The 17,260-nt window shown below is 75.5% G+C and carries 20 protein-coding genes; 11 read left to right on the top strand and 9 right to left on the bottom strand.

The genetic code is table 11. The features are described 5' to 3' along the window. Nucleotides 1-37: 37 nt before the first annotated feature. Together ACWIX3_RS24385 and ACWIX3_RS24380 are read left to right on the top strand one after the other, a co-directional pair. Nucleotides 38-574, top strand: a complete 537-nt coding sequence (locus ACWIX3_RS24385) for a DUF2087 domain-containing protein (protein WP_448609924.1) — start codon at nt 38-40, stop codon at nt 572-574. A 93-nt stretch (nt 575-667) separates the two neighbouring features. After that, a complete protein-coding gene (locus ACWIX3_RS24380) occupies nt 668-1,303 on the top strand; it encodes a hypothetical protein (RefSeq protein ID WP_448609923.1) in 636 nt (211 codons plus the stop codon). A 99-nt stretch (nt 1,304-1,402) separates the two neighbouring features. Here the strand turns inward: ACWIX3_RS24380 and ACWIX3_RS24375 are convergent, their stop codons facing one another. Next, a complete protein-coding gene (locus tag ACWIX3_RS24375; RefSeq protein WP_448609922.1) occupies nt 1,403-1,834 on the bottom strand; it encodes a VOC family protein in 432 nt (143 codons plus the stop codon). Between the two features lie 51 nt (nt 1,835-1,885). On the opposite strand from ACWIX3_RS24375, the gene ACWIX3_RS24370 reads away from it, so the two are divergent. Further along, nucleotides 1,886-2,569 (top strand): helix-turn-helix domain-containing protein, encoded by a 684-nt coding sequence (locus tag ACWIX3_RS24370; RefSeq protein WP_448609921.1) that lies wholly within the window; start codon nt 1,886-1,888, stop codon nt 2,567-2,569. A 142-nt stretch (nt 2,570-2,711) separates the two neighbouring features. Here the strand turns inward: ACWIX3_RS24370 and rsgA are convergent, their stop codons facing one another. The 3 genes from rsgA to ACWIX3_RS24355 all read right to left on the bottom strand — a co-directional run bounded on the left by rsgA (nt 2,712) and on the right by ACWIX3_RS24355 (nt 6,612). Beyond that, complete coding sequence (gene rsgA / locus ACWIX3_RS24365; RefSeq protein WP_448609920.1) at nt 2,712-3,584, bottom strand: ribosome small subunit-dependent GTPase A; 873 nt, start codon at nt 3,582-3,584, stop codon at nt 2,712-2,714. Between the two features lie 143 nt (nt 3,585-3,727). Next, nucleotides 3,728-5,008 (bottom strand): 3-phosphoshikimate 1-carboxyvinyltransferase, encoded by a 1,281-nt coding sequence (aroA, locus tag ACWIX3_RS24360; protein ID WP_448609919.1) that lies wholly within the window; start codon nt 5,006-5,008, stop codon nt 3,728-3,730. A gap of 140 nt (nt 5,009-5,148) precedes the next feature. After that, nucleotides 5,149-6,612, bottom strand: a complete 1,464-nt coding sequence (locus tag ACWIX3_RS24355) for an NAD-dependent succinate-semialdehyde dehydrogenase (protein WP_448609918.1) — start codon at nt 6,610-6,612, stop codon at nt 5,149-5,151. A 134-nt stretch (nt 6,613-6,746) separates the two neighbouring features. Here ACWIX3_RS24355 and ACWIX3_RS24350 point away from each other — a divergent pair, with 134 nt between their 5' ends. Further along, the gene (locus tag ACWIX3_RS24350; protein WP_448609917.1) at nt 6,747-7,493 is read left to right on the top strand and encodes an SOS response-associated peptidase; all 747 of its coding nucleotides are present in this window, start codon (nt 6,747-6,749) and stop codon (nt 7,491-7,493) included. Nucleotide 7,494: 1 nt separating this feature from the next. Continuing rightward, nucleotides 7,495-9,045 carry a fused MFS/spermidine synthase gene (locus tag ACWIX3_RS24345; RefSeq protein ID WP_448609916.1) on the top strand — a complete coding sequence of 517 codons (1,551 nt, stop codon included), beginning with the start codon at nt 7,495-7,497 and terminating at the stop codon, nt 9,043-9,045. On the opposite strand, the gene ybaK is transcribed toward ACWIX3_RS24345, so the two are convergent. Continuing rightward, entirely contained in the window at nt 9,024-9,572 is a 549-nt protein-coding gene (ybaK, locus tag ACWIX3_RS24340; protein ID WP_448609915.1) for a Cys-tRNA(Pro) deacylase, read from the bottom strand. The two genes, ACWIX3_RS24345 and ybaK, sit on opposite strands and share 22 nt — an antisense overlap. Before the next feature lie 235 nt (nt 9,573-9,807). On the opposite strand from ybaK, the gene ACWIX3_RS24335 reads away from it, so the two are divergent. Then, nucleotides 9,808-10,518 (top strand): sigma-70 family RNA polymerase sigma factor, encoded by a 711-nt coding sequence (locus ACWIX3_RS24335; RefSeq protein WP_448609914.1) that lies wholly within the window; start codon nt 9,808-9,810, stop codon nt 10,516-10,518. After that, complete coding sequence (gene rsrA / locus ACWIX3_RS24330) at nt 10,515-10,859, top strand: mycothiol system anti-sigma-R factor (RefSeq protein ID WP_448609913.1); 345 nt, start codon at nt 10,515-10,517, stop codon at nt 10,857-10,859. The genes ACWIX3_RS24335 and rsrA overlap by 4 nt, the downstream gene beginning before the upstream one ends. 131 nt (nt 10,860-10,990) lie before the next feature. Here rsrA and ACWIX3_RS24325 read toward each other — a convergent pair whose 3' ends face one another. Then, entirely contained in the window at nt 10,991-11,065 is a 75-nt protein-coding gene (locus ACWIX3_RS24325; RefSeq protein ID WP_014377707.1) for a 50S ribosomal protein bL37, read from the bottom strand. Nucleotides 11,066-11,293: 228 nt separating this feature from the next. Between ACWIX3_RS24325 and ACWIX3_RS24320 the strand changes: the two genes are divergently transcribed. Next, nucleotides 11,294-12,337 (top strand): biotin carboxylase N-terminal domain-containing protein, encoded by a 1,044-nt coding sequence (locus ACWIX3_RS24320; protein WP_448609912.1) that lies wholly within the window; start codon nt 11,294-11,296, stop codon nt 12,335-12,337. A gap of 118 nt (nt 12,338-12,455) precedes the next feature. Next, the gene (locus ACWIX3_RS24315; RefSeq protein ID WP_448609911.1) at nt 12,456-12,677 is read left to right on the top strand and encodes a biotin/lipoyl-binding carrier protein; all 222 of its coding nucleotides are present in this window, start codon (nt 12,456-12,458) and stop codon (nt 12,675-12,677) included. 72 nt (nt 12,678-12,749) lie between these two features. Here the strand turns inward: ACWIX3_RS24315 and ACWIX3_RS24310 are convergent, their stop codons facing one another. Beyond that, a complete protein-coding gene (locus ACWIX3_RS24310) occupies nt 12,750-13,256 on the bottom strand; it encodes a GNAT family N-acetyltransferase (RefSeq protein ID WP_448609910.1) in 507 nt (168 codons plus the stop codon). Nucleotides 13,257-13,330: 74 nt separating this feature from the next. Between ACWIX3_RS24310 and ACWIX3_RS24305 the strand changes: the two genes are divergently transcribed. Beyond that, on the top strand, nt 13,331-14,827 hold the full coding sequence (locus ACWIX3_RS24305; RefSeq protein ID WP_448609909.1) for a sensor histidine kinase: 1,497 nt from the start codon (nt 13,331-13,333) through the stop codon (nt 14,825-14,827). A gap of 150 nt (nt 14,828-14,977) precedes the next feature. Here the strand turns inward: ACWIX3_RS24305 and ACWIX3_RS24300 are convergent, their stop codons facing one another. Both ACWIX3_RS24300 and ACWIX3_RS24295 read right to left on the bottom strand, forming a co-directional pair. Continuing rightward, nucleotides 14,978-15,229, bottom strand: a complete 252-nt coding sequence (locus tag ACWIX3_RS24300) for a WhiB family transcriptional regulator (protein WP_448609908.1) — start codon at nt 15,227-15,229, stop codon at nt 14,978-14,980. A gap of 373 nt (nt 15,230-15,602) precedes the next feature. After that, nucleotides 15,603-16,625, bottom strand: coding sequence for a diacylglycerol/lipid kinase family protein (locus ACWIX3_RS24295; protein ID WP_448609907.1), 1,023 nt, complete (start codon nt 16,623-16,625; stop codon nt 15,603-15,605). A gap of 126 nt (nt 16,626-16,751) precedes the next feature. On the opposite strand from ACWIX3_RS24295, the gene ACWIX3_RS24290 reads away from it, so the two are divergent. Further along, nucleotides 16,752-17,234 carry a hypothetical protein gene (locus ACWIX3_RS24290; protein WP_448609906.1) on the top strand — a complete coding sequence of 161 codons (483 nt, stop codon included), beginning with the start codon at nt 16,752-16,754 and terminating at the stop codon, nt 17,232-17,234. The last annotated feature ends 26 nt before the right edge of the window (nt 17,235-17,260 follow it).

Genomic DNA, 17,260 nt, shown 5'->3' with positions numbered 1-17,260 from the left:
CGACCGGCGCGGCCGATGCGCCGATACCGTCGGGGACGTGCACGCCGCGACGATCGCCGGGCTGCTGGCCGACCCGACCCGGCTCAAGGTCGTCGCCGCGCTCGCCCTGGGGGCCGGCACGCTCGAGGAGGTCGCCGAGGCCACCGGGCTGCCCCTCAAGGACGTCGCACTGGCCGCGCGCCGGCTGGGCCGGGCCGGTCTCGTCCGCCGTGACCGGCACGAGCTCGAGCTGCTGACCGAGCTCTTCGGCGCCGCGGCGCGCGCCGCCGCCGAGGCGGCCCCGCCGCCCGAGCCGCTGTCCGAGGACCCCGCCGAGGACGCCGTCCTCTCCGCCTTCCTCCGCGACGGCCGCCTGGTCTCCATCCCGGCGCAGCAGAGCAAGCGGCGGATCGTGCTCGAGCACCTGGTCCGCGTCTTCGACGTCGGCGTCCGCTATCCCGAGCGTGAGGTGAACGCGCTGCTCGCGGTGTGGCACCCCGACACCGCCGCGCTCCGCCGCTACCTGGTCGACGAGGGCCTGCTCACCCGCGAGGCCGGTCTCTACTGGCGCAGCGGCGGCTGGGTCGACGTGTAGGGGCCCAGTCCCTCGACGATCATGGCGCCGGGACCACCGGTGGAGCCGGGAAAGTGGTCGCGGCGCCATGATCGCGGCGCGCAGACTCGGCGGATGCCCGACGCCGACGCCTTCCGCGCCCTCGCCCGGTCCTCGCCGGAGCGCTGGACGAAGCTGCGCTTCACCGAGCGCCGACGGCGGGACCGGACCTGGTCGGAGCCGGTGCGCGCGTGGCTGCGCCGACCGGACCGCATGCGCGTCGAGGACGCCGCCGGACGGCTGCTCGACGTCGTCATCGGGACCGACGGGGACGACGACCCGATGTGGCAGGACTACCGCTGGGTGGCGGAACTGCAGCCCGTCGAGCTCGCCGACGGGCGCGACCCGGCCACCGGACGGTCCGCTGATCCGGCGCTGGAGGTCAACTCCCTGCGCGAGGTCGAGCACGCCGGGCGGCCCGCGTGGGAGGCGCTGGTCGTGCCGACGGCGGACTACGAACCGCGCTGCGGGTGCTGCCCGCTGCTGCGCAGCCGCCGGATCGACGAGCTCGAGTGGGGCAGCGTCCCCGACGGCGTCGAGTACCCGGGTGCGCACCTGGTGCGGCTCGACGTGCAGACCGGCGTCTGCGTGTGGGCCGAGGTGCTGGACGGCACGTACGCCGGCGACACGCACGACCTGCGGATCGAGGCGGTCGACGAGCCGATGCCCGACGCGCTCTTCGTCGACCGCCGGGCGGGGTGCCGAGGCTGACCGCGCCGAGATGCGGACGACGGCCGTCGCGACACGGCCGGAGACAGCCGCCGTCCGCATCTCGTCGACCGAGGCGCCGGGGCCCCGGCCGGGACGGCGTCAGCCGACCCGGACGGTGCCGTCGGCGTCGACCGACCACCCCGGGTTGTGACCGACCTCCCAGACGACGCCGTTCGGGTCGGCCACCAGCGCGTGGAAGACCCCGCCGAATGCGCCTTCCTCCGGCGGCGTGAGCACCGTGCCGCCGGCCGCCGCCATCGCGTCGACCAGTGCCCCGACGGCGTCCCGGTCGGCCACGTTGTGCGCCAGCGTCACGCCGGAGACTTCCGGCCGCGCGGGACCGCGGCCCAGGTCCTGGGCGAACTTCCCCGCCTCGAAGAAGGCGAGCACGGCGCCCGGCGCGACCTGGAAGAACACGATCTCGCCGGGGACGTCGAGCAGCGGCCGCCAGCCCAGGCCCTCGACGTAGAACCGGCGGGCGGCGTCGAGGTCGGCGGTGGCCAGGGTGGTGAAGTGCACCTGTTGATCCACGGGGTTTCCTCGTCGGTGGGAGCGAGCCCGCCCGGGCGGCAGACTCGGGGGATGGGCGTGTACCGGGAGCTGCGCGGGCCTCGCACGGGCACGGTGCTCTGGCGGGTCCGCGCTGAGCCGGGTCACCGGGTCCTCCCCGACGGCGCCCTGGACCTGCTGTGGTGGCGCGGGCGGCTCGCCGTCGCGGGCCCGGACACCTCGGCCGTGCTGATCGAGGCGCAGCCCGGCGAGGTGATCACCGGGCTGCGGTTCCCAGCGGGCACGGCGGCCGAGCTGCTCGGCGTGTCCGCGGGCGAGCTCGTCGACACCCGCGTCGACCTCACCGACCTCGTCGGGACCCGCGGTACCGGGCCCGTGCGCCGCACCGACGGGCCCGAGGAGCTGCTCGAGCAGGTCTACGTCGCACTCTGGCGGCATGCGGACCCGGACCGTGCCGTGCTGCGCCTGGTCGCCGCGCTGGACCGGCAGCTGTCGGTGGGCACACCGGTGGCGGCCGTGGCCGCCGGGCTGGGCATCCCCGTGCGGTCCCTGTACCGGGCGAGCGTGCGGGCCTTCGGGTACGGGCCGAAGGCGCTGGCGCGCATCCGGCGCTTCCAGCGAGCGCTGGACGAGGCCCGACGCGGCACACCGCTGGCCGAGGTCGCGGCCGTCACCGGCTACACGGACCAGGCGCACCTCACCCGGGAGGTCGGCCGGCTGGCGGGACTGCCGCCGCGACGACTGCTGAGGGGATGAGGGGGTGGGCACGGCCCCAGCCTGGCCGGGTGCCGGGCAGCGGTCTTGTACGGATCGGCCGGTCGAGGGGTGGGGACGGGGGCGGCCCTCTCCAGGGCACCGCCCCGAGCCTGCGAGGGGTGGGGAGGAGGGGGTCCTTGCATCAGTAGCCGGGGCCGAGCTGGCCGACGGCGTCGAGCAGGCGGCGGAGGCTCTCCAGCCGCTCGCGGCGGGCCGGCGGGCCGGCGTCGGCCCAGGCGTCCAGCGTGCAGTCGGGGTCCTCGGGGGTGTGCCCGCAGCCGGGCGGGCAGTCGACCGCGGCCTCGGCGACGTCGTCGAAGGCGGCGACGACGTCCTCGGCGGTCACGTGCGCCAAGCCGAACGAGCGGATGCCGGGGGTGTCGATGACCGTGCCGCCGCCGGGCAGGTCGAGCAGCACCGCCGAGGACGACGTGTGCCGCCCCTTGCCCACCTTGCTCACGTCGCCGGTGGCCCGGTCGGCGTCGGGCACCAGCCGGTTGACCAGCGTGGACTTGCCGACGCCGGACTGCCCGACGAGCACGCTCATCTGCCCGCGCAGCCGGTCCAGCAGCGGGTCCAGCGGCGCCTCCCGCGACATCGGGACGGCGTCGACGTCCAGGCCCGCGTAGCGGTCGAGCAGCGGCTGGGGGCTGGCCAGGTCGGTCTTGGTGAGGCAGAGCAGGGGTTCCAGCCCGCCGGCGTAGGCGGCCACCAGGCAGCGGTCGAGGAAACCCAGCGCCGGTTCGGGGTCGGCGACCGCGGTGACGACCACCAGCTGGTCGGCGTTGGCCACCACGATCCGCTCGGTGGGGTCGGTGTCGTCCGCGGTGCGGCGCAGCGACGTCGTCCGGTCCTCGATGACGACGATGCGGGCGAGGGTGTCGGGGCGGCCGCTGGTGTCGCCGACCAGCCGCACCCGGTCACCGACGACGACGCCGTGCCGGCCCAGTTCGCGGGCGCGCATCGCGGTGACCTCGACCGGCCCGCCGTCGGGAGCCTCGATGCGCACGGTCATCCGGCCCCGGTCGACGGCGACCACCAGGCCCGGGACGGCGTCGGAGTGGCTCGGCCGGGTGCGGGTGCGCGGCCGGGAACCGCGCCGGCTCGGACGGACCCGGACGTCGTCCTCGTCCGACCGGGAGTCGTGCCTGCGCGGACTCAGGGCAGGACTCCCGCCGGCGTCTCGAGCATCCCGTTCCACCGCTCGACGAAGTCCGGCAGCGTCTTGCTCACCGCGCCCGGGTCGCGCACCTCGACGCCCTCGACGGCCAGCCCGAGGACGGCCGCGGCGTGCACCATCCGGTGGTCGGCGTAGCTGTCCAGGCGCGCCGCCCGGTGCGGCCCCGGCTCGATCACCAGGCCGTCGGGCAGTTGCTCGACGCGGGCGCCGACGGCCGTCAGCACCTCGTCGAGCGCCTGCAGCCGGTCGGTCTCGTGCCCGCGCAGGTGCGCGACGCCGGTCAGCCGGGAGGTCCCGTCGGCCAGCGCGCAGAGCGCGGCCAGCACCGGCGTCAGCTCGCCGACCTCGCCGAGGTCGGCGACCAGCGGCCGGACCGTCCCGGTGCCGCTCACGCGGAGGCCCTCGCCGGTGCGCTCGACGTCGGCGCCCATCGCGCCGAGCAACGCGTCGAGCCGGCCACCGGGCTGGGTGGTCGCCGCGGGCCAGTCGCGGACCGTGACCCGTCCGCCGGTCACCAGCGCGGCAGCCAGGAAGGGAGCCGCGTTGGACAGGTCGGGCTCGAGCACCTCGTCGCGGGCGGCGACGGGGCCGGGAGCGACCCGCCAGCCCCGCTCGGTGCGGACGACGTCGACGCCGCGCTCGCGCAGCGACTCCACGGTCATCTCCACGTGCGGCATCGAGGGCACCCCGCCGGTCAGCGCGAGGTCGACGCCCTCGTCGAAGCGCGCCGAGGCCAGCAGCAGCCCGGAGACGATCTGCGAGGACTCGCTCGCGTCCACGGTCACCGCACCGCCGCGCACCCGGCCGGTGCCGTGCACGGTGAACGGTGCCCGGCCGCGGCCGCCGTCGTCCACCCGCACGCCGAGGTCGCGCAGCGCCGCGATGAGCCCGGCGTTGGGGCGCTCGTGCAGCCGCGGGTCGCCGTCCACCCGCACCGGGCCGTCGGCCAGCGCGGCGACCGGCGGCAGGAACCGCAGCACCGTGCCGGCCAGGCCGGCGTCCACCTCGGCCGGGCCGCGCAGCGCTCCGGGGGTGACCACCCAGTCCTCGCCGTCCTCGTCGACCCCCACCCCCAGGGCCCGCAGCCCCGCCGCCATCAGGTCGGTGTCCCGGGCCCGCAGCGGCCGGACCAGCCGGCCCGGGCTGTCAGCGAGCGCGGCCAGGACCAGCGCCCGGGCGGTCAGCGACTTCGACCCGGGCAGGGCCACGACGGCGTCGACCGGGGTGGCGCGGTGCGGCGTCGTCCAGACCGGGCTCATGCGTCCATCCTGCCCGGTCGGCGACACCGCACCGCCCGACCCCGTCCCGGGGCTCGCCCCGAGCCTGGTGACGTGCTGGCACGGCCCCCTCCCGGGGCCCGCCCCGAGCTCGCGAGGGGTGGGGAGGAGGGGGTCCTTACTCAGCCGCCGACCGGCTTGGCGGCCTTCTTCGCCGGCACCGTCCGGACCAGCCGCCGGTTGGCGAACTCGAACACCGCCAGCTCGGAGAGCTCGCGGCCGTAGCCGGACCGCTTGATCCCGCCGAAGGGGAGTTCGGGGGAGGAGCCGGTGGGCTGGTTGATCCACACCATGCCGGCCTCGAGCCGCTCGGCCACCGCCCGCGCGCGGTCGAGATCGCTGCTCATGACGGTGGCCCCCAGGCCGAAGTCGCTGTCGTTGGCCAGCGCGACCGCCTCGTCGGCGTCCTTGACCTTGTAGACGACGGCCGCGGGACCGAACAGCTCCTCGCGGTAGGCCCGCATCTCCGGCGTGACGTCGGTGAGGATGGTGGCCTCCACGAAGGCGCCCGGTTGGTCGGGGCGCCCGCCGCCGGCGACCACGGTGGCGCCCTTGTCGACGGCGTCCTGGATCTGCGCGTGCAGGTCCTGGGCGGCCCGCTCGCTCGACAGCGGCGCCAGAGACGTCGACGGGTCGGCCGGGTCACCGGGGGAGAAGGTGGAGAACGCCTGCCTGAGGCCCTCGACGAAGGGCTCGTAGAGCTCCTCGGTGACGATCAGCCGCTTGGAGGCGGTGCACGCCTGGCCGGTGTTCTGCATCCGGCCCATGGTCGCGGCCTTGACGGTGGCGGCCAGGTCCTCGGCGTCGAGCACGATGAACGGGTCGCTGCCGCCCAGCTCCAGCACCGACTTCTTCAGGTGCTTGCCCGCCAGGGCGCCGACCGCGCTGCCGGCCCGCTCGCTGCCGGTCAGCGTCACGCCCTGGATGCGGGGGTCGGCGATGACCTGCTCCACGTCGGCGATGCGCAGGAACGTGTTGGTGAAGACGCCCTCGGGTGCTCCGGCGTCGGTGAACAGCTGCTCGATGGCCACCGCGCACTGCGGGGTGATCTCGGCGTGCTTGAGGATGACCGTGTTCCCCAGCACCAGGTTCGGGCCGGCCACGCGGACCACCTGGTAGAAGGGGTAGTTCCACGGCTCGATGGCCAGCAGGACGCCGATCGGCTGGGTCTCGACGACCGCCTCGCCCTTGCCCATCAGCGGCTGGATCGGCTTGGGCGCCAGGAACTCCGCGCCGTTGTCGGCGTAGTACTTCAGGATCATCGAGCAGAGGTAGAGCTCGCCGGTGGCCTCCTCGTGCCGCTTGCCCATCTCCGTGGTGATGAGGGTGGCGAGGTCCTCGCGGCGCTCGTCCATGAGCTCGGCGGCGCGCCGGACGACGGCGGCACGGTCCTGGACCGACCGCTGCCGCCACTCCTGGTAGGCGGCGTGCGCGCGCTCGACGATGCCGTCGATCGCCTCGGTCGGGGTGAAGTCGAACTCCTTCTCCGTCTCACCGGTGAAGGGGTTGACCGTCGCGTAGCGGCGCTCGCCGGACTCGCTGGCGGTCTTCGGGTGGTCGGTCGGTGGCTTCTGGGTCGCGGTCACGTGCGTGATCCTCGTCTCCCGGGCTCCGGGACGTCGACTCCGGCTGCCCGTCTCCCGCCGCCGGGAACCGTCCCCGCTCCCGCCTACAGTCGCAGGTGACCGCATCAGCCGGCCCTCGACCGGGAGGTACCACCGTGTGTGGCCGCTACGCCGCCAGCCGCCGTCCCGAGGACCTCGTCCTGGAGTTCGAGGCGGTCCCGGCCGGGGGGCAGTCCCCGCTGCCGGCCGACTACAACGTCGCCCCGACCAAGGACGTGTACGTCGTGCGCACCAAGCGGGAGCGCGACGCGGAGGGGGCGCCCACCGGCGCCACCCACCGCGAGCTGCGCGCCGTCCGCTGGGGCCTGGTGCCCTCGTGGGCCAAGGACGTGTCGGTCGGCAACCGCATGCTCAACGCGCGCGTCGAGTCGCTCACCGAGAAGCCGGCCTTCCGCCGCGCGGCCCGCTCCCGCCGCTGCCTGGTGCCCGCCGACGGCTGGTACGAGTGGGCGAAGAAGCTCGACGGCCCCGGCAAGCAGCCGTACTACATGACCCCGCGCGACGGCTCGGTGCTCGCCTTCGCCGGCCTGTGGGAGGTCTGGGGCGAGGGCGACGACCGGCTCTACACGTGCACGGTCATCACCGAGCCCGCCATCGGTGCGCTCACCGAGATCCACGACCGGATGCCGCTGGTGCTGCCCCGCGACCGCTGGGCCGACTGGCTGGACCCGGCCCGGGAGGACGTCGCGGAGCTCGCCGCGCCGACCCCGCCGGAGCTGGTGGAGGGGCTGGAGCTGCGCCCGGTCAGCCCCGCGGTCAACAGCGTGAAGAACAACGGCGTCGAGCTGACCGCCCGCGTCGAGTCGGTCGCCCCCCCGGCCGACCAGCCCGCCCTCTTCTGAGGTGGCCGGAACCGAGCAGACCCTGCCCGAGGTCGCGGACCGCACCCGCCCGGACGCGCTGCCGGACTGGGTGGCCGCCGTCGTCACCTTCCTGTCCTCCGGCGCCGTGCTGGTGCTCGAGATCGCCGGGCTGCGGCTGATCGCGCCCTACGTCGGGATCACCCTGCAGACCAACACCGCGGTCATCGGCTTCGCGCTGGCCGCCATCGCGGTCGGCGCGTGGATGGGCGGCGCGCTGGCCGACCGCACGGACCCGCGCCGGCTGATCGCGCCGCTGCTGGTCGCCGGCGGCGCGTTCGTGGTCGCCGTCCTGCCGCTGGTGCGCTTCGCCGGGTCGGTGCTCACCGGCGCCGACGCCGGCAGCGTGCTGCTGCTGGCCGCGGTCGCCGTCGTCGTCCCCGCGGCGCTGCTGTCGGCGGTGCCGCCGATGGTGGTCAAGCTGCAGCTGGCCAGCCTCGCCGAGACCGGCTCGGTGGTCGGCCGGCTGTCGGGCATCGGGACCCTCGGCGGGATCGCCGCCACCTTCCTCACCGGCTTCCTGCTGGTCGCGGTCTTCCCGACCAGCGGCATCCTCGTCGGCACCGGCCTGGTCACCGTGCTGACGGGGATCGCGGTCGGGGCGCTGCTGCGGCGGCGGACCGGCGGTGCGGCCGGGCGGGTGCCGGCGGCGCTGCTGCTGCTGGCCGTGGTCGGCACGCTGCTCGCCGCGGTGGCCCCCAGCCGCTGCCAGGCCGAGACCGCCTACCACTGCGCGCGGGTGGTCGCCGACCCCGAGCGGGACAGCGGCCGGGTGCTGGTCCTCGACACGCTGCAGCACTCCTACGTCGACCTCGCCGACCCGACGTACCTGGACTTCGCGTACGTCCGGGCGATCGCCGCGGTCACCGACGCGACGGCCCCAGCAGGCGAGCCGCTGTCGGCGCTGCACCTCGGCGGCGGCGGGGCGACCGTGCCGCGCTACCTCGCCGCGGTCCGCCCCGGCACCGAGAGCCTGGTGGTCGAGGTCGACCCCGGGGTGGTCGCGATGGACCGCGAGCACCTCGGGCTGGGCGAGACCGAGGGGTTGCGCGTCGAGGTGGCCGACGCCCGCGTCGGGCTCGAGGAGGAGGCGCCGGGGGAGCGCGACCTCGTCGTCGGCGACGCCTTCGGCGGGCTGTCGGTGCCGTGGCAGCTGACCACCGTGGAGGCGCTGGGTCTGGTCGACCGCGCACTCACCGACGACGGGGTCTACGTCGCCAACCTCATCGACCACCCGCCGCTGGGCTTCGTCCGCGCCGAGCTGGCCACGCTCCGGGCGGTCTTCCCGCACGTCGCGCTGCTCGCCCGGGACGCCGTCCTCGCCGGGGAGGACGGCGGCAACGTGATCGTCGTGGCCTCGCCGCAGCCGCTGCCGCTGGACGCGGTCGGTGCCGCGCTGCGCGACCGGGACCTCGACTGGCGGGTGGCCTCCGACGGGGAGCTCGCGGAGTTCGTCGGGGATGCCGAGGTGCTCACCGACGACCACGCGCCGGTCGACCAGCTGCTCACGCCCTACGGCGCCCCCGGCTCGTGATCGGCCCCTCGCGGGGGCCCGCCGCGAGCTTGCGAGTGGTGGGGGGTGAGGGGTCCTCTCGCGATCGAGGCGGTGCGCGCCCGCGTCAGCCGCACCAGGTCCGCCGGTGCCAGCTCCACCTGCAGCCCCCGCCGTCCGGCGCTGACCATCACGGTGGCGAAGCCCAGCGCCGACTCGTCGACGACCGTCGGGAGTGCCCTCCGCTGGCCGAGCGGGCTGATGCCGCCGAGCACGTACCCGGTGGTGCGCTCGGCGTCGGCCGGGTCGGCCATCACCGCCTTCCGCCCACCGGCGGCCGCGGCGAGCGCCTTGAGGTCGAGGCTCCCGGCCACCGGGACGACGGCGACGGTCAGCGCGCCGTCCACCCGGGCGACCAGCGTCTTGAACACCTGCCGCGGGTCCTGGCCGAGCGCGGCCACCGCCGCCTCCCCGTACCCCTGGCCCTGGGCGTGCTCCGGGTCGTAGGTGTGCAGGGTGTGGGCCACCCGGGCCCGCTCGAGAGCCCGCACCGCGGGGGTCGCCGCCACGCTGCGGGAGCGTAGCCAGCGGCAGCGTGGCCAGCGGCAGCTCTCACCTGGTTCCGGCTCACACCGGGGAATGGGCGCCCCCGCCGGCACGGTTGGACCCGGCGTGAGCAGCACCCTCTCCACCAGCGCCCGCCAGCGCGCTGCGCTCCGGCGGCCCCCGGGCCGGCCCGGAGCCGCGCGGCTAGGATCGTCGGAGGCGGTGGCCCGCGTCCGGGTGCCGCAGAGAGGACGGTCGGTGCCTGAGGAGTCCGCGGACCGCACGCCCGAGACCACGAGCGCCGACACCGTCGAGGTCACCTCGCCGGTCGAGGTGCCGGAGGCGCGCGAGGGCGGCAGCCGCACGGAGGTCGACGAGACCCGTGCCGAGCGCGACGCCCGCTTCGAGCGGGACGCGTTGCCCTACCTCGACCAGCTCTACCCGGCGGCCCTGCGGATGACCCGCAACCCGGCCGACGCCGAGGACCTGGTCCAGGAGACGTTCGTGAAGGCCTACTCGGCCTTCCACCAGTTCGCCGAGGGCACCAACCTCAAGGCCTGGCTGTACCGGATCCTGACCAACACCTACATCAACAGCTACCGCAAGAAGCAGCGCCAGCCGCAGCAGTACCCCACCGACCAGGTGCAGGACTGGCAGCTGTACGCCGCCGAGGAGCACAGCTCCAGCGGTCTGCGCTCGGCGGAGATCGAGGCACTGGACCACCTGCCGGACTCCGACATCAAGGAGGCCCTCCAGCAGCTGCCGGAGGACTTCCGGCTGGCGGTCTACCTCGCCGACGTCGAGGGGTTCGCGTACAAGGAGATCGCCGAAATCATGGGCACGCCCATCGGCACGGTGATGTCCCGCCTGCACCGCGGCCGCCGCGGGCTGCAGAAGCTGCTGGCCGACTACGCCCGCGAGCGCGGCTTCGTCCGGGCCGGTGCCGGGGAGGAGGCGAGCCGCTCGTGACCAGCGACCAGCGTCCGGGCGCCGGTGAGCCCATCTCGGTGGACTCCTGCGAGGACGTGCTCTCCCACGTCTTCGAGTTCCTCGACCACGAGACCGAGCCGGCCCGCCGGGAGGTCATCGCCGAGCACCTCGAGGACTGCTCGCCCTGTCTGCGGCAGTTCGGCATCGAGCAGGAGTTCAAGGCCCTGGTCCGCCGCCGCTGCGGGGGCGACACCCCGCCGCCCGGACTGCGGGACCGGATCAAGCTCCAGCTGACCACCGTCTCCTTCGAGGAGGACGGCACGCAGGTCAGCGTCGAGCGGGTCAGCGTGGAACACACCCAGAAGCGCCCCACCGCGTAGGACCGTCGAACGCCAGAGGCCCAGAACCCATCGGGTTCTGGGCCTCTGGCGTTCGGCCCCCTGAGCCTGGTGGCCGCCCTCCGGGGTCCCGCGCCGAGCGTGCGAGGCGTGGGGAGAAGGGCGGTCCTTCCTCAGGCGTTGGGGCGCTTGCCGTGGTTGGCCTTGTTCCCCTTGCGGGAGCGCCGCTTGCGTCCACGCTTGGACATCGCTGCCCTCCTTCCCTCGTCGCTGCTGCGGGCCCGGTGCCGGGCCCCTGGACACCTCTGGGTGACCCGGTCCGCGTGTTGCGCCGCGGCCCCGGGTGGACCCGTCAGGCTGGACCTCCAGCCTCTCACGAGCCCGCGCGGCACCGCCCCCCTGTGGCGGTCCGGCGGGCCGGGGGGCGAGGCTGGGAGGCAGGACGACGCCGAGGTCGGTGGAAGGGGGTTCGGGACGTGGCACACGTCGGGATCGAGAGCGTGCTGGTGGCCGGTCGTGGACCGGCCGCGTGCGCGGTGATGGCGGCCTGCTCCCGCCTGGACGTGAAGACGGTCGCCGTCCACTCGGAGGCCGACCGCAACGCGCGGCACGTCCGGTTGGCCGACGACGCGCTCCTGCTCGGCCCCGCGCCGGCCGCGGAGTCCTACCTCGCCGTGGACCGGATCGTCGAGGCCGCCCGCCGCAGCGGCGCGCGGGCGGTCCTCCCGGTCCCCCCGGCGCTGGCCGGCAATGCCCGGCTCGCCGGTGCGGTGGTGGCCGCGGACCTCACCTGGGTGGGCCCCTCCGCCGCGGTGCTCGAGCGGCTCGGCGGGGACGGTGTCGAGCCGGCCAGCGAGCGCGGGTTCCTCGCCCTGGTCACCGACGGCGGGCTGCGCTGCACGACCCCGGTGTCGCGCGACCGTGCCGCCGGCATCGCCCGCGTCTCCTGGACCCCCGACGAGCCCTTCGAGCTGCCCCCGGCGGCCAAGCGGCTGCCCGAGGTGGGCTGGCGCGGCCTGGTCACCGTCGGCATCTCCCCGGACGGCGAGCTGGCAGAGGTGGCGGCCGGCTTCTCCCTCGACACGACGGTGCTGGAGCGGGCGCACGGCGTGGACGCCGTCGAGCTGGCGCTGCGCAGCGCCGCGGGTGGCCCGGCCGCCGACTCGGGGATCGGCGCGCCGCCGCGGCGGGCGGTCACCGTCCAGCTGCGTTCCACCCTGCCTCCGGGCCAGGGCGGGCGGGTCACCGGCCGGCTGCCCCGCTCGGGCAGGCACACCGGCGTCGGACGCGGCGTCGAGGTCGTGGCGGTGAGCGGCTACGACCCCGGCGACCGGCTGGACCGCTGGTACGACGCGCTGCTGGCGACCGTCAGCGCCGGTGCCCGGGACACCGCGACCGCCGCGGGTGCCGTCAGCGCCGTGCTGGACGCGGTGCCGGAGGTCGGCGTGCCCCACGACGGCGCCGAGGTGTGCGCGGTGCTCGAGCGACTGGCGTCCGGGGGCCCTCCGCCCGGGGCCTGAGCGCGGACCCTCTCGGGTCCGCGGACGCCCTGGAGGAGGCCGACGCTCAGGGGCGCCGGGGAGAGGGGCAGGGCCGTGACGTGCCAGGATGGGTCGACGGCGAGCTCAGGGAGGTGCCGTGGCGGTCGAGGAAGTCCACGCCGAGATGGTGTCGAGCGTGTGGAAGGTGCTCGTGCAGCCCGGCGCGGAGGTTGCGGCCGGCGAGGCCCTGGTGATCCTCGAGTCGATGAAGATGGAGATCCCGGTCCTCACCGAGCGGGCCGGCACCGTCCGCGAGCTGCACGTCGTCGAGGGCGAGGTGCTGCAGGAGGGCGACCTCATCGCCACCGTCGTCGGGTGAGGGACCCCGTCCCCTCACCCCTCGCAGGCTCGGGAGGGGCCTCGGGACGGGGCCGGCGGGCCGGGTGGCCGCTCAGAGTTCCCGGACGTACACCAGCAGGTCGATGCCGGGCACCGGCTGCCAGTCGCGCTCGGGCAGCCGGGTGAAGCCCAGCCGCTCGTAGAGGCGCTGCGCCAGCGTCATCCGCCGGTCCGTCGACAGCACCATCCGCCGCTTGCCCGCCACCCGCGCCCGGTCGAGGCAGGTGGTCACCAGCAGTTCCCCGATCCCGCGGCCCTGCACGGCCGGGTCGACGACGAGCATGCGGAACGCCGCCTCGTCGTCGGACTCGGTGATCTCGCCGAAGTCACCCGAGAGCACCAGCGCCACGCTGCCGACCACGCGGCCCCCATCGTCACGGACGACGAGCAGTTCGGCTCGGTCGGCCCGCCCGGCGACGTCACGCAGCTGCACGCCGTACTCGGGGGAGGCCAGCCCGCCGCCCACGTAGACGTCGGACGTCAGCTGCCCGATCCGCGCGAAGTCGTCGGGACGGGCGCGCTCGACGGTCAGGGCCGGTGCATCGGGGGACGAGGACACGACCACGAGCCTAGGGAGGCCCTCCCGAGGCTCGGGACACCCGGGAAGGCGCCGGATCTAGGCTCGGAGCCACCATGAACAGCCTCTCCGAACGCCTCACCCGGGGCTCGGCGTCCGCGCCGGCCCAGGTCGACCACGCCCGCCGGCTGGTCGCCGACTGGCAGCTCCTGGCCGACCTGTCGTTCGCCGACCTGACCCTGTGGGTGCCGCTGCGCACCGGCGCGTGGTGGTGCGTCGCGCAGGTGCGGCCGCTGACCGCCCCCACCAGCCAGCCCGAGGACCTGGTGGGCTCGGAGGTGGAGGGCCCGGCCGCCGAGCCGTTCGTGGTGGCGCACCGGGAGGGCCGCCCGGTGACCGAGGGGGAACCCGACTGGTCGGGCAGCACGCCGCGCCGCCGGGAGGTCGTGCCGGTGCGCCACGACGGCGTGGTCGTCGCCGTCCTGGCGCGGGACACCAACCTGGCGGTGACCCGGTCGCCGTCCACCCTGGAGCTGACCTACCTCGACATCGCCGCCGACCTCTGCCTGATGGTCTCGGCGGGCACGTTCCCGCCGCAGAAGCTGCTGGACGCCGAGCTGAGCCCGCGCGTCGGGGACGGGCTGGTGCGGCTGGACGCCGTCGGTCGTGCGGTCTACGCCAGCCCGAACGCGCTGTCGGCCTACCGCCGGCTGGGCGTCACCGGGGACGTCGTCGGTGCCGACCTGGCCCGGCTCACCCGGGACGCCGCGGTCGACCGGGTGGCCGGCGAGGCGGTCGCCGCCGGCATCCGGGCCGCGGTGGCCGGGCGGTTCCCCGACCCGATGGACGTCGACAGCGTGGCGGCGACCCTGCTGGTGCGGGCGCTGCCGTTGCGGGCGCCGGGCGCCGAGGAGGGAGCGCTGGTGCTCGTGCGCGACGTGACCGACGTCCGCCGGCGGGACCGCGCGCTGCTGACCAAGGACGCGACCATCCGGGAGATCCACCACCGGGTCAAGAACAACCTGCAGACGGTCGCCGCGCTGCTGCGGCTGCAGGCCCGCCGGCTGACCGAGCCGGCGGCCCGCGAGGCGCTGGAGGAGTCGGTGCGCCGGGTGTCGTCGATCGCGGTGGTGCACGAGACACTGGCCGGCAGCCGTGAGGACGTGGTGGACGTCGACGACGTCCTCGACCGGGTGCTGCCGATGCTGGGTGACCTGACCTCGGTGGGCCCGGCCGCGCGGACGCGGCGGGTCGGCCAGTTCGGCGAGCTGCCCGCGGTCGCCGCGACCCCGCTGGTGCTCGTGGTCACCGAGCTGCTGCACAACGCCGCCGAGCACGCCTTCACCGACGGCAGCCCGGGCAGCATCGAGCTGGTGGCCGAGCGGAACGGCGACGACCTCGTCGTCCGGGTGGTGGACGACGGTCGGGGGCTGCCCGAGGGCTTCGACCCCTCCGCCAGCGACGGACTGGGCCTGCAGATCGTGCGCACGCTGGTCGCCAGCGAGCTCGGCGGCAGTCTCGCCATGACCAGCCCGCCCTCCCGCCCCGCCGACGGCCGCACCGGCACCGAGGTGGTGCTCACCCTCCCCGGCGCGGGTCGACCCCGCCGCTAGGCGGTGCACCGACCGCGGGGCCGGTGGCCGCGGTGCGGCCTGGTGGATCGCGGTGACGCAGCGAGGCCGGCCCGGGGATCCCGGGCCGGCCTCGAGGTGCTGCAGTGCGGGGCGCCGGGCGCGAGGCCCGGTGCCGGTGGTGCGGTCTGCTCAGGCGGTGCGGACGCGAGTGCGGGCCTGGCGCCGCTTGAGAGCGCGCCGCTCGTCCTCCGACAGCCCGCCCCAGACGCCGGAGTCCTGCCCCGAGCGCAGCGCCCAGTCCAGGCACGACTCGACGACGGGGCAGCGCCGGCACACACCCTTGGCCTGCTCGATCTGCACGAGGGCCGGACCGGTCGTCCCGATGGGGAAGAACAGCTCCGGGTCCTCGTCGCGGCAGAGCGCGCGGTGGCGCCAGTCCATGGCCGTGTTCTCCTCGATGTCGTCTACGGTGTGGTGCAGTCGTCGCCGGCCTCGGACCGATCCGCAGGCCGGCACCGGGGTGACCAGCGCCATGGCACAGCGACTTCGTGCATTTGTTACCGACAGGTTGCTTTCCTCCCGCGATGTTTTCACGGAGAGGACGCCTGTCAAGCAGAACGAGGGCATCGGTCGACCCCTCGTGAGCAAGCTCACCACGGGCATGGTAGGGCCGCCACTCGACCAGACGAACCCCTCGCGCGCTGCGTTGACAAGGGTTCCTGGCCGTGGATGAAACCGCAGGTCGCGAGCCGAATAGCGAGACGGGACGGTCTCTGTGGCGCCGGCGACCGCGCGTCGTCGGCTGCCGCCCGCCTCAGGCGACGACGGTCAGGGCGGAGGGGACGCTGCGCACCCGCAGACCGGTCGCCGTCCCGAGGTGGTCGCCGTCGAGCTGCCAGCCCTGCGGACGACGGGCGGTGAGGGTCAGCTCGTCCAGGTCGTGCCAGCGGTGCACGCCCTGGCCGCGGACGTCGGGCCGTGCGGCGAACACCTCGCGCACGTGATGCAGCATCCGCAGGATGCCGGTGCGGCCCAGGGCGAAGACGTCCAGGCCGCTGTCGAAGGTGGCGTCCGGGGTGGGGTTCACCGCGCGGGCGCCCAGGTAGGTCCACGGCGAGACGTTGGAGACCAGGCACAGGAACAGCCCGTCGAGTGGCGGCCCACCCGGCAGGTGCGCCGAGATCGGCGGGTCCCGGCGCTCGTGGCCGAGCACGAAGGCGCTGGTCGCCTCGAGCACGTAGAGCAGCCCGGTGGACCGGAGCCCGCGGGCGCGGTGGGCCTCGACCCGGCCGATGACGTCGGCGTCGAAGCCCAGTCCGGCGGAGAAGGCGAACCAGCGCGGCTCGCTCCACTCGGGATGAGCCACGGCCCCGACGTCGGCGGCAGCCTGCGCCAGCGCCGGGTCGGGCAGCGGGGTCGGTGCCGCGCTGGCGCCGCGGACGCTGGCCGTGCCGAGCGAGATGCGCCGGGTGCGTCCGGCACGCAGCGAGTCGAGGACCTCGCGGGTCGCGGCCAGCGGGTCGCGTGACCGGCCGAGCGCCCGGGAGAAGACGTTGGTCGACCCGCCGGGCACCACGGCGAGCGGCGGGACGTGCTCGCCGGGACCGTCGTGCAGCAGGCCGTTGACGACCTCGTTGACCGTGCCGTCGCCGCCGAGGGCGAGGACGACCTCGACGCCGTCCACGCAGGCCTTGCGGGCCAGCTCGCTGCCGTGGCCGCGGTGGGTGGTCTCGGCCAGCTCCACCTGCAGCTCGTCGGCGAGGGTGGTGAGCACCCGGTCGCGCACGCCGCGGTTGGTCGTCGTCGCCGCGGGGTTGGCCACCACGAGCGCGCGCATGACAGCCAGGCTAGCCAGCGACCCGGCCCACCCCTGCGCTGGCGTGGGACGGGAGGCCCGGTGGCAGGGCCGGCCGACCCGGCGGGAGGGCCTGCCACGGGTGCCCCGGCGCGTACCCTCCCGGTCGTGACCGAGCAGTCCGGAGCCAGGCCGCCGCGGGACCGCCGGCGGGCGGAGCGGCTGCTCGGTGGCGCGGCCGAGCCTCCCGCGCCGCGCCCCGGGCGGGAGCGGCCGACGACCCCACCTGCGGTGCGCCGGGCGGCGCTGGTGGCCGGTGTGGAGGCGGCGGCGCTGGCCGCGGTCGCCCTCTGGCTGCTCGTCCTCACGTTCACCTCGACCGCCGACAGCGTCGGGCGGGCGGTGGCCGAGGTCGTCTACGTCGGCTTCTTCGCCGTCCTGCTGGGGGCCGGCGCCGTGGGCCTGTGGCGGGTCTCGCCGTGGTCGCGCGGGCCGGTCGTCTTCCTGCAGCTGCTGCTGGGCCTGTTCGGCTACTACTCGGCGTTCGAGTGGGGTGGGGAGTGGGTCGGCGTCCCGCTCCTGGCACTGGTGGCGACCGAGCTGTACCTGCTGGCCACGCCCGAGGCCCGGCTCGCGTTCGAGGACCGCTGAGAGAGGACCCCGCGTCCCCCCATCCC

Source organism: Geodermatophilus sp. URMC 60 (genome assembly GCF_053502585.1).
Note: the sequence above shows the minus strand (reverse complement) of the source record. Positions and strands in the feature narration are given on the sequence as shown.